This window comes from Legionella navarrensis (assembly GCF_052527415.1).
The window spans coordinates 49,836-60,191 of record NZ_JBNVZR010000018.1; the positions used below are offsets into that span (position 1 = coordinate 49,836).

Here is a 10,356-nt window from a genome sequence, read left to right on the forward strand (position 1 = left end):
ATCACCTGTCATGGGACAAAATTTGAGGCAGCTCATTGATTAATGGATAATTCCTGCTCTTCACCTGAGAAAAGACCTCTGGCCAGGAATAGGAATGAGCCAGAGAATATATTAAACGGATATTTCACCTTGAACAAGGCGTGAATGACCCAGGCTGTCCCATCTTAACTTCAGTTCAAATTAAGACAGGACAGCCCTGCACGAACGACATGTGAGTCTGAGCCGGTGTAGCCCGTATGTCATGGCGGGCGAAGAAGCAATTCGCAGTTCAGGCCTCCGAACCTGTGCCCGTCATTGCGATCGCAGTGACGAAGAGGTTTAATAAGGGTTGCGAGTGCGCCTGTCTCTCTCAATTTCAAACCTGAATCGTTGCATCTTTTTTCAAGAGCGGTATAGTCCTTGCATTAATTTTTGTTTTGTGAGAAACCCATGCCTGATTTCGACAGCCCGGTTCCCAATTTAACGACGGCTCACTCCGGGCCCTTGTTTCATATAGAGAAAATTCTTCTGAATCAAGTGGCCTCTATCGAATCCTGGTTCCGCCAGAAATGGCGGGAAACGCCGCCACCTTTAACCTCATCGGTTGATTTACGCCATGCAGGGTTCAAGCTGGCCCCCGTCGATACCAACCTGTTTCCCGCCGGATTTAACAACCTGAATCGGGATTTTCTGCCTTTATGCATACAGGCGGCACAGACGGCTCTGGTTGAGTACCTTCCAACCTGTAAAACGATTTTGTTGTTGCCGGAAAGCCACACCCGCAACCAGTTTTACATGCAGAGCCTGGCCGTGCTGCGCTCTATACTCATCCAGGCAGGTTTTGTGGTGCGCATTGGCAGCCTCGATCCAGAGCTGCTCAGCCCCATGGAGGTCACAACCCTGGCCGGGGATACCTTGCGCATCGAACCGCTGCTTCGTGATGGTGATCGTGTGCACCTGTCTGATTTTAATCCCTGCATCCTGGTTCTGAATAACGATTTGTCCACGGGTGTGCCGGAGATACTGCAGGGTATCAGGCAGCCCGTGCAGCCCACCGCGAAACTGGGCTGGTCGTCGCGCTTAAAATCAAGCCATTTCGGTTTTTATGACGAAGTAGTGAATGAATTTGCGCAACTGACCGGACTGGATCCCTGGCTGATTAATCCTTATTTTCAGGCCATCGATAAGCTTGATTTTATGGCTCAGGAGGGTGTTGATGAGCTGGCTGATGCCGTTGAGCACATGCTGGAAAAAATCCGCAGAAAATACCGTGAATACGACATCAGCGAACAGCCCTTTGTCGTGGTCAAGGCTGATAACGGCACCTACGGCATGAGTGTGATGAGTATTAACAACGCAGATCAGCTGCGTCAGTTAAATCGAAAGCAGCGCACCAAAATGTCTGCGAGCAAAGGCAGTCAGAAAGTTGATAAAGTGATTATTCAGGAAGGGGTATATTCCTTTGAAACCATGGACGACGGTGCGGTGGCCGAGCCGGTGGTGTATATGATTGGCCAGTTTGTGGTCGGTGGTTTTTATCGCGTGCATAAAGGACGGGGAATTGATGAAAATCTGAACGCGCCCGGAATGCATTTTGAACCGCTGGCCTTTGCTCAGGCCTGTAATATGCCACGCGGTGATCTGCCGCCAGTTGAATGTCCTAATCGATTTTATGCCTATGGTGTTATTGCCCGTCTGGCCTCCCTGGCCGCGGCCTATGAAATTGCAGCAGTTCAGGAGGCATGATGAAACTGGCCGTTTTGATGGATCCACTGCACCGGCTTAAAGCATACAAAGACAGTACGGTTGCAATGATAAAAAGCGCGCAGGACAGGGGATGGCCCTGCGTTTATTTCACGCCGGGCGACATCGTCTGCCGCGAAGGGCATGCTTTTGCCCGCGTGTCGTCTATTCGAGTCAAAGAGGATCTAAAGCAGGCAGACTGGGCTGAGACCGTTGCGCTGGGCGAGCGCCCGCTGGCCGATTTTGACATCATTCTGATGCGTCAGGATCCGCCTTTTGATACCGAATATATCTATAACACCTATGCCCTGGATCTGGCTGAACGAGATGGGGTATTGGTATCGAACAGGCCGCGCAGCCTGCGTGATGCCAATGAAAAGTTTTTCACCCTGCATTTTCCTCAATGCTGCCCCAAAACACTGGTAACACGCGATAATCAGATCCTGCGCGCGTTTTGGCAGGAACATAAAAATGTGATTTTCAAACCACTGGAAGGCATGGGTGGCAGCCGCGTATTTCATGTCGATGAACGCGGACTGAACCTGTCGGTGATTCTCGAGGAACTGTCGCATCATGGCCGTGTCAGCGTGGTGGCTCAGCAGTATATTCCCGAGATAGTGACAGCAGGTGACAAGCGCATTTTACTGATCAATGGTGAACCGGTGCCTTATGCGCTGGCCCGTATTCCGGCCAAAGGCGAGCTGCGCGGAAACCTTGCAGCTGGCGCTCAGGGCAAGGTTGTACCGATTACTGAACGCGATCGCTGGATTTGTGCCGAACTGGCGCCCCGGCTGAAAGCCATGGGGCTGTATTTTGTCGGTATTGATGTGATTGGTGAGTATCTAACAGAAATCAACGTCACCAGCCCGACCTGCATTCGCGAAATCACGGCAGAGACGGGGCTGGATATCAGCGGTGACTACCTGGATACCCTAGCTGCCGTAAGGCTTCGTAAAGAATAATAGCTGTTGCATTGGACAGATTCAGGCTGCGGCTGGTGGGCAGCATGGGAATGCGTATCCCCTCATAGCGCTGGCGGATGGAATCCGGCAGCCCCCGCGTTTCCGGCCCCAGCAGCATCATGTCTTCATCCTGCCAGCGAACGTCACTGTGTGCCTGGCTGGCCTTGGTCGTGCAGGCAAATATGCGGCGTTGCTGGTTTCGCTCAATAAAACTGGCTTCATTATCGTAGTGAATCACATTAGCCCATTCGTGGTAATCCAGACCAGCGCGGCGCATGCGCTTATCGTCCAGCTCGAAACCCAATGGGTGTATCAGATGCAGCTGCGCGCCGCTGTTGGCGCACAGACGGATGATATTCCCCGTATTCGGGGGAATTTCCGGTTGGTATAGGGCAACATGCAGAACCATATACTGCTTAACCTGCTTTTTTGGCAGGAGCTGCCGGAGCAGGGGCGGGACCTGCCTCTGGTTCCTCGTCCACGTAATCGTTCGCGCCGTTATCAATATAGGCTGCGCCGCCGGTGGCGTTATCAGGTATCTCGCCGTTAATCATATAATTACGATGCTGCAGATAGGCGTCACGGATAAAGGTGTAAGGATCCAGCGCCTCAGCGATGTAGCGATCTGTATCGAGGAACTGCGATCGCAGATCCACGTATCTTACACCAAGCAGGCTATACAGCACTGCATCGTTTTTGATGTAGGGATAAGGCGTCAGCAGGGTGTACTCAAACATCATGCCCATGCCGTCACGAATAGTGCTTGGGCCAAGGAAGGGGATGACGATATAGGGTGAGCGTTTGTCCCCCCAGCGGGCAAAGGTGAGCCCCAGATCATTGCGGTGCATAGGCAGGTTATATTGTTTGGCCACGTCGAATATACCGGCGAGACCGATGGTGCTGTTGATGACAAAGCGGCCGGCATCGTTAGATGCGTTGTGCCAGTCGCGCTGTAATAAGTCGTTGGCAAAGGTTGGGATCAGGTTGATGTTGTCGTAGAAGTTATTGATGCTGGCACGAACGCCTGAGGGCAATATGGCCTTATACAGTCTGGCTGGCGGCTTTAAAACAATGTTATCGAAAACGGTATTAAAACGATGGATTTTACGGTTTACCGGTTCGTAGGGATCGTCGGGATTGGTGCCTTTGTGCATACAGCCCGTAAGGATCAGGGAGCTGGCCAGGGCCGTCAGGGTGGCAAGTAAACGCATGATTATTCAAACTTCTCAGAGCAAAAATTTATGGTACACCACTTTGTATGTATCGCCAACGGGTTTTAGCAATTGTAAAATAATTTATCAAACATCAGAGGCTGCAGACAATATTGAGCAGTTCCCGGAATCTTATTGCAAACCTGGACCCTGCGAACGAGTTGCGGGGCGTAGGGATCTGAATTGTCCACATGCTCTAATCTTTGTATTTATCCCGCAAATTCACGATAATGCCCGCCACACTATTTTTCCAGGTACCCGTTAATGACTACGATATTGGATGGATTGAACGAAATGCAACGCGAGGCCGTTACCTCGCCGCCCGGCAACACCCTGGTTCTGGCCGGGGCGGGCAGCGGAAAAACCCGTGTTCTGGTCAGTCGTATTGCCTGGCTGATTGAAGAGCAGCATCTTTCACCCCAGGCCATTCTGGCGGTAACCTTTACCAACAAAGCCGCCGGGGAAATGAAAGAACGTCTGGGGCATTTGCTGCGGGTTCCCTTGCTGGGACTGTGGGTTGGTACCTTTCACGGCTTATGCCACCGTATTCTGCGCCGCCATTACCGCGATGCAGGCCTGCCCGAACAATTTCATATTATTGACAGCGAAGATCAGGCGCGCGTTATCAAACGCGTCATCGCCGGGCTGAATCTGGATCCGGATCAATGGCCGTTCAAGCAGGCGCAATCCTTTATTAACAGCAAAAAAGATGAAGGCCTGAGACCGCAGCACATCGAGGCGGGTCAGCACCTGCCCACGAAAACGCTGCTGCGAATCTATCAGGCCTACGAGCAGGCCTGCCAGACCGCGGGGGTGATTGATTTTGCCGAGATTCTGCTGCGTGCTCATGAGCTGTTACGCGATAACCCGGAGATTCTGGCGCACTATCACCAGCGTTTTCAGGCGATTCTGGTTGATGAGTTCCAGGACACCAATACCCTGCAATACGCCTGGATCCGTCTGCTCGCCGGAAACGGTGCAACGGTGATGGCCGTAGGAGACGATGATCAGTCCATTTACGGCTGGCGTGGCGCCAGGGTAGAAAATATTCAGAAATTTGAACGCGATTTCAGTCATACCAACATAATCCGGCTTGAGCAGAATTACCGTTCCACCTCCACTATCCTTGAGGCAGCTAACGCGTTGATCGCCAATAATCAGGCCCGCATGGGCAAGTCGCTGTGGACTGAGGGCGGCAGCGGGGAAAAAATTCTGGTTTACAGTGCCTTTAACGAACTGGACGAGGCGCGATTTGTCAGTGAACGTATCGCCATGGCCATTCGTACGGGCCGCAGCGCCGATGAGGTAGCCATCCTTTATCGTTCCAATGCTCAGTCACGGGTGCTGGAGGAGGCCTTGCTGCGAGCCGGTATCGCCTATCGTATTCATGGTGGGGTGCGCTTTTTTGAGCGCGCTGAAATCAAGGATGCGCTGGCTTACGTGCGTCTGCTCGCCAATCCGCATGATGACACGGCTTTTGAGCGTGTCGTCAATCTGCCGACTCGCGGCATCGGCGAAAAAACGCTGGACGATATGCGTCAGCTCGCAAAAGCGGAAAACAGTTCCATGTGGACCGCCGCGCACCAGCTCCTGCAGCGGGGATTGCTGGCACAGCGTGCCGCAACGGCTCTGGCCAGATTCACGCAGTTAATCGAGCGCCTGCAACAGGAAAGTATGGACCTGGAGCTCGATGAGCAGATAAAGGCCGTTATTCATGGCAGTGGTCTGTATGAGCATTTTTCAAAAATTAAAGGCGATAAATCGGAATCGCGTCTGGATAACCTGCAGGAGTTGATCAACGCGGCGAGGCAGTTCCGTTACGAACAGGAGGTTGACGAAGACATGCCCTTGCTGGTGGCCTTTCTGTCTCATGCCTCTCTTGAGGCAGGCGATCAGCAGGCCAGTGAGCATGAGCGTTATGTTCATCTGATGACCCTGCATTCTGCCAAGGGTCTGGAGTTTCCACTGGTGTTTCTGGTGGGAATGGAGGAGGGTGTTTTCCCTGGCCGGCAATCGATGGAAGAACCGGGGCGCCTGGAAGAAGAGCGTCGCCTGTGTTATGTGGGCATGACGCGCGCCATGCAGGAGCTTGTTATTTCGCACGCGGAGGTACGGCGTCAGTACGGGCGTGAGGAATACCATCGTCCATCGCGTTTTTTGCGTGAGTTGCCGCAGGAGCTGTTGAACGATGTGCGGGTCAAGCGTTCGTTCAGTACACCGATACCCAGCCGGCAACCAACGGCAAGTGCTCAGACCAGCGAATCCGGCCTGCGTCTGGGACAGAATGTCAGCCATGCGAAGTTCGGCCGTGGCGTGATCATCGGTGTGGAAGGCTCTGGCGCGCATACGCGCGTGCAGGTGAAATTTGTGTCGGAAGGCGCGAAATGGCTGGTTTTGGCGTATGCCAACCTGACCATGCTCGAAGGCTGCTCGTCCTGAGATTGATCTCCTGGATTAGGCGAAGCCGTAATCCGGGAGTCTGGCTGTAAACAATACTTGAATTTAGCACCAGCTGGTGCTACGTTTCGGTTTGAAAAACTATAACCAAGGGGAAATACGTGAAGTTTTCAAATCTATTAACAGTCAGTGCTCTGGCCGTCACCATGGCCTCACCGGCAGCAATGGCTGCTGACAGCACATTTACCGATGCTCAGAAAAAGGATATTCAAAGCGTTGTGCATGAGTATCTGGTCAATAATCCTGAGGTTCTGGTTGAAGTATCGCAGGCGCTGCAAATGAAACAGCAGCAAAACATGCAACAGGAAGCTCAGGCAGCGATTGAGAAAAACGTCGATCCCCTGATGGCAGATAAACTGACCGTCGTTGGCAATCCAAATGGTAACGTGACCCTGGTTGAATTTTTTGACTACCAGTGCATTCACTGTAAAAAAATGGCGCCTGTTATCAGTGAGCTCATCAAAAAAGACAGCAATCTGCGCGTCATCTACAAAGAGTTCCCAATTTTTGGTGAAAGTTCAGACAAAGCCTCACGAGCCGCTCTGGCTGCTGCCATGCAGGGCAAATACATTGCCATGCACGAAGCGCTGATCGGTCAGGAGAATAAACTCAACGATCAAATCATTGACGATGCAGCCAAATCAATTGGTCTGGATATGACCAAATTCAAAGCCGATATGAACAGCCAGGCCGTAACCGATGCCCTGACAGCTAACCGTCAACTGGCAGAAGCCCTGCATTTAATGGGCACACCGGCCTTCATCATTGCTTCAACACCTGGCGGCAAGTTCAAGGCCGGCAGCAAGCCAGCCTTTATTCCAGGTGCTGCATCACCAGAAACACTGCAGGACTTGATTAAAAAGGCGTCAGCCAGTTAATATACCCATCCTCCCGGATTCGGTCCGGGAGGACATTTATTCTCTATGATTCAGATCATCCTTTTGTACCCGTACTGTCGAGACAAGCATGACAAAACCCGCAACGTTCCAGGATATTATTTTAACACTTCAGAATTTTTGGGCCAGGCAAGGCTGCGTGTTGCTACAACCGCTGGATATGGAAGTCGGCGCTGGTACCTTTCATCCAGCCACGTTTTTACGAGCCATCGGTCCTGAGCCATGGTCTGCCGCATATGTTCAGCCCTCGCGCCGGCCAGCGGACGGGCGATATGGCGAGAACCCCAACCGCGTTCAGCACTATTATCAGTTTCAGGTGGTCTTAAAGCCATCGCCGCTGGATATTCAGGAGAAATACCTCGATTCCCTGCGCGCGCTCGGCGTAGATCCGCTGACGGACGATATTCGCTTTGTTGAAGATAACTGGGAATCACCCACACTCGGTGCCTGGGGGCTGGGCTGGGAAGTCTGGCAGAATGGGATGGAAGTGTCTCAGTTTACCTATTTTCAACAGGTTGGCGGTTTACCCTGTAAGCCCGTAACCGGTGAGCTGACCTATGGCCTTGAGCGCCTGGCCATGTTTATTCTGGGGGTGGATAATCTCTTTGATTTACCCTGGAGCAAAACAGAGCACTCGCTGGTGACCTACGGCGATGTGTTCCACCAGAATGAAGTGGAAATGTCGACGTACAATTTCGAGCACGCCAATATTGAGGTCCTGTTCCAGCAGTTTGATTATTACGAAAGCGAAGCGCAAAAGCTGGTTGCGCTCAATCTGCCCCTGCCGGCGTATGAAATGGTGATGAAGGCATCCCATGCGTTTAATCTGCTCGATGCCCGCCGTGCCATTTCGGTGACGGAGCGGCAGCGGTTTATTCTGCGTATGCGACAGTTATCACGAGCGGTAGCGCAGGCCTATTACGATGCGCGCGAAGCATTAGGTTTTCCGATGAAGGTGTGTGATGGTGAATGATTTTTTATTTGAACTGGGGTGTGAAGAGCTGCCGTCCGGCGCTGTCAAACCGCTGGCCGAAGCCCTGCAGGCGTCTCTGATCGCCTCTCTGGACAAGGCGCAACTGGCTTATGAGAGCATCCGTTACTTTGCTGCGCCAAGGCGCCTCGCCATACAGATTTCTGGCTTACAGGCTGAACAGGCCAGCCAGACTCAGCAACGACGTGGTCCAGCCTTAGCGGCGGCTTATGACGCCGGCGGACAGCCCACCCCTGCATTGAAAGGTTTTGCCCGTTCCTGCGGTGTGGAGCTGGATGCTCTGAGCGTACAGAAAACCGATAAGGGCGAATGGCTGGTTTATGATTTCGTGAGCAGCGGCGTGAAAAGCCGTGACTTGCTGCCCGGCATGGTGCAGCAGGCAATCGCGTCCTTACCCATCAGCAAACCGATGCGCTGGGGATCGGGTGACGTGGAGTTTGTGCGCCCGGTGCACTGGGCTGTCATGTTACTGGGCGATGAGGTTCTCGATTGTGAGATTCTTGGTCTGAAGGCCGGAAATCTGACGCGCGGCCACCGCTTCCATGCTCCGGAAAACCGGGTTATTTCGCATCCACGTGATTATGAAAACACTTTGTTCAATGCTCGGGTTATTGCTGATTTTGCCAAACGGCGTACCGAAATTGTCAGGCAGATTAATGAGCTGGCCAGACAACAGGAAGCCGAAGCCATTATGCCGGATGAGTTACTTGATGAGGTGACATCCATTGTTGAATGGCCCCAGGCTCTGCTGGCTCGCTTTGAACCAGAATTTCTTGATGTTCCGGCTGAGGCGCTGATTGCGTCCATGCAGTCGCATCAAAAGTGTTTTGCATTGCGCAACGCCCATGGCATTCTGCTGCCCTGTTTTATCACAGTCAGCAACCTGAACAGTAACAACCCACAACAGGTGATTTCCGGTAACGAGAAAGTGATGCGTGCGCGTTTGAGTGATGCCGCGTTCTTTTTTAATCAGGACAAAAAGCAGGCGCTCAGCTTTCATATCGCCGCGACTGCCAAAGTCGTATTTCAGCTGAAACTGGGAACCCTGCTCGACAAAGCAACACGGGTGGGTGTGTTGATGCGTTATCTGGCCGAACCGTTGAATCTGGATATGGCCAGGGCCAGCCGGGCAGCCGAGTTGAGCAAATGCGATTTGATGACGGGGATGGTAGGTGAGTTTCCCGAATTACAGGGGCTGATGGGCTACTATTATGCCACGCACGATGGCGAGGATGCGGAGGTTGCGCGAGCCTTGCACGAGCAGTATTTACCGCGTTTCGCTGCTGACAGCCTGCCGGAAGGCAACCTGGGTACGGCGCTGTCTCTGGCGGACAGAATTGATACGCTGGTGGGAATTTTTGCCATTGGCCAAAAGCCTGGTGGCGACAAGGACCCCTTCAAATTACGCCGTCACGCCCTGGCACTGGCGCGTCTGCTGATAAGCATTCCGGCACCGTTGCATGTCACAGATTTAATCAATGAGGCGCTCGCAGCCTACGGTAATGATTTACCGGGTGCTGAGGCGGCTGTGGCTGAACTGCATCCCTTTATCATGGAGCGTCTGCTGTCCTGGTATCAGGGGCAGGGGATTGGTCAGGATATCGTGCTGGCGGTGCGTGCCCGTCAGGATAACGCTCTGCATGATCTGGATAAGAGGGTACGGGCCCTGGCGGCTTTTGTCAGCTGTCCTGAAGCGGCGGTTCTATCAGCAGCCTGTAAACGGGTGAATAACCTGCTGCAGCATGGTCAGGTGGAGCAAACGCTGGTGGTGAACGAGTCTCTGCTGGAGGAACCTGCGGAACAGTCACTGTTCAAAGCCCTGGTTGCTCAGGAGCAATCGCTGGAGGCTTTGTATAAAGCAGCCGATTATACGGGCATTTTGACCCGTCTTTCGACCTTGAGAGAACCGGTGGATGCGTTTTTTGATCAGGTCATGGTGATGGTGGATGATGAGCGGATTAAAAAGAACCGTCTGGCTCTGTTGTCACGCCTGCAGGCTTTGCTGCAGGGGGTTGCTGATATTTCGTTGTTACAGGCATAGACAAGACAGGTTTTTTTTGGGTTCTGGCTAAAGAGAAAATATCGATTTATTCACTGGCACGAAACAGGCTCCCTTC

The 10,356-nt window shown here is 52.7% G+C and carries 8 protein-coding genes; 6 read left to right on the forward strand and 2 right to left on the reverse strand.

Annotated features, from left to right (window positions below; genetic code table 11):
* The first annotated feature begins 429 nt into the window (after positions 1-429).
* Positions 430-1,725 carry a glutamate--cysteine ligase gene (gene gshA, locus ACQUTA_RS10835; protein WP_444988264.1) on the forward strand — a complete coding sequence of 432 codons (1,296 nt, stop codon included), beginning with the start codon at positions 430-432 and terminating at the stop codon, positions 1,723-1,725.
* On the forward strand, positions 1,725-2,684 hold the full coding sequence (gene gshB, locus ACQUTA_RS10840) for a glutathione synthase (protein WP_444988274.1): 960 nt from the start codon (positions 1,725-1,727) through the stop codon (positions 2,682-2,684). Before gshA ends, gshB begins: the two co-directional genes overlap by 1 nt.
* Here gshB and trmL read toward each other — a convergent pair.
* Positions 2,632-3,093 carry a tRNA (uridine(34)/cytosine(34)/5-carboxymethylaminomethyluridine(34)-2'-O)-methyltransferase TrmL gene (gene trmL / locus ACQUTA_RS10845; RefSeq protein ID WP_444988265.1) on the reverse strand — a complete coding sequence of 154 codons (462 nt, stop codon included), beginning with the start codon at positions 3,091-3,093 and terminating at the stop codon, positions 2,632-2,634. The two genes, gshB and trmL, sit on opposite strands and share 53 nt — an antisense overlap.
* 7 nt (positions 3,094-3,100) lie before the next feature.
* On the reverse strand, positions 3,101-3,895 hold the full coding sequence (locus tag ACQUTA_RS10850) for an MlaA family lipoprotein (protein ID WP_444988266.1): 795 nt from the start codon (positions 3,893-3,895) through the stop codon (positions 3,101-3,103).
* Between the two features lie 264 nt (positions 3,896-4,159).
* Between ACQUTA_RS10850 and uvrD the strand changes: the two genes are divergently transcribed.
* From uvrD to glyS, 4 genes are all read left to right on the forward strand, one after another.
* Entirely contained in the window at positions 4,160-6,334 is a 2,175-nt protein-coding gene (gene uvrD, locus ACQUTA_RS10855) for a DNA helicase II (protein ID WP_444988267.1), read from the forward strand.
* A gap of 119 nt (positions 6,335-6,453) precedes the next feature.
* A complete protein-coding gene (locus ACQUTA_RS10860; RefSeq protein WP_444988268.1) occupies positions 6,454-7,230 on the forward strand; it encodes a DsbA family protein in 777 nt (258 codons plus the stop codon).
* A gap of 88 nt (positions 7,231-7,318) precedes the next feature.
* On the forward strand, positions 7,319-8,221 hold the full coding sequence (glyQ, locus tag ACQUTA_RS10865) for a glycine--tRNA ligase subunit alpha (protein WP_444988269.1): 903 nt from the start codon (positions 7,319-7,321) through the stop codon (positions 8,219-8,221).
* Entirely contained in the window at positions 8,211-10,280 is a 2,070-nt protein-coding gene (glyS, locus tag ACQUTA_RS10870) for a glycine--tRNA ligase subunit beta (RefSeq protein WP_444988270.1), read from the forward strand. The genes glyQ and glyS overlap by 11 nt, the downstream gene beginning before the upstream one ends.
* Positions 10,281-10,356: the final 76 nt, after the last annotated feature.

What these genes read in the sequence shown, in the direction of transcription:
- gshA (WP_444988264.1), top strand. Translation starts at nt 430, where the DNA reads ATGCCTGATTTCGACAGCCCGGTTCCCAATTTAACGACGGCTCACTCC.
- gshB (WP_444988274.1), top strand. Translation starts at nt 1,725, where the DNA reads ATGAAACTGGCCGTTTTGATGGATCCACTGCACCGGCTTAAAGCATAC.
- trmL (WP_444988265.1), bottom strand. Translation starts at nt 3,093, where the DNA reads ATGGTTCTGCATGTTGCCCTATACCAACCGGAAATTCCCCCGAATACG.
- ACQUTA_RS10850 (WP_444988266.1), bottom strand. Translation starts at nt 3,895, where the DNA reads ATGCGTTTACTTGCCACCCTGACGGCCCTGGCCAGCTCCCTGATCCTT.
- uvrD (WP_444988267.1), top strand. Translation starts at nt 4,160, where the DNA reads ATGACTACGATATTGGATGGATTGAACGAAATGCAACGCGAGGCCGTT.
- glyQ (WP_444988269.1), top strand. Translation starts at nt 7,319, where the DNA reads ATGACAAAACCCGCAACGTTCCAGGATATTATTTTAACACTTCAGAAT.
- glyS (WP_444988270.1), top strand. Translation starts at nt 8,211, where the DNA reads ATGGTGAATGATTTTTTATTTGAACTGGGGTGTGAAGAGCTGCCGTCC.